Below are 722 nucleotides of genomic sequence, written 5' to 3' on the forward strand. Positions count from 1 at the left end.
TCGAGATGGTCCGACGCTAGCACGGAACAAGACTTGTCCGCAGAGGCCTGCAACCGACGATGACGTTGATAAGCATCAAACGAGCGCCGTCTTCGGATCCGCAGCAGACGACGGATAAGGGTCGTAAAAACTCAATGGGGGCTCCCCATCGAGATAGTGTGACTCGGCTGCGCATTGGAGCGGGCGGGTGATCGCCGCATCTGAGGGTTTCGTCCGGTCGCGTGACCGGGTCACTTCTTCCCAGGCGGAACTTTCCCATGTCTCAAGATCCTACGACCCTCTATCCGCGCCCTCCCTTCGAGCCACAACAGCAGAGCTTTCCTGGCAAAACGGCCCCGATGAACCCTAAGCCAGACCATGGCGAGGAAAGCCACAGGGGCAGCGGTCGCCTTGCTGGTAAGGCAGCGTTGATCACGGGCGGAGACAGCGGCATCGGCCGCGCTGTTGCGATCGCCTTCGCCCGCGAAGGCGCCGATGTCGCCATTGCCTATCTGTCGGCTGAAGAGGCCGAAGCGCGTGAGGTCGAGGCGCTGATTACTCAGGCCGGCGTTCGCGCCTTACTGTTGCCGACCGATATCTCCAAATCAGCCGAGGCGCGCGCGATTGTCGCCAGAACCACCGAGTTCTTCGGCAAGATCGACGTGCTCGTCAACAATGCAGCTTTCCAAGTCCCGACGCCGTCGCTCGAGGAAACGAAGGACGAGGACTGGGAGGCTATGTTC

General features: G+C 60.9%; 1 protein-coding gene. It reads left to right on the forward strand.

All coding sequences use genetic code 11. The features are described 5' to 3' along the window. Positions 1 to 257: 257 nt before the first annotated feature. The coding region (locus tag GSQ92_RS29155; RefSeq protein ID WP_159014847.1) for an SDR family NAD(P)-dependent oxidoreductase at positions 258 to 722 on the forward strand (465 nt) is incomplete at its 3' end.

This window comes from Acidisoma sp. S159, assembly GCF_009766125.1.
Classification (GTDB): Bacteria; Pseudomonadota; Alphaproteobacteria; order Acetobacterales; family Acetobacteraceae; genus Acidisoma.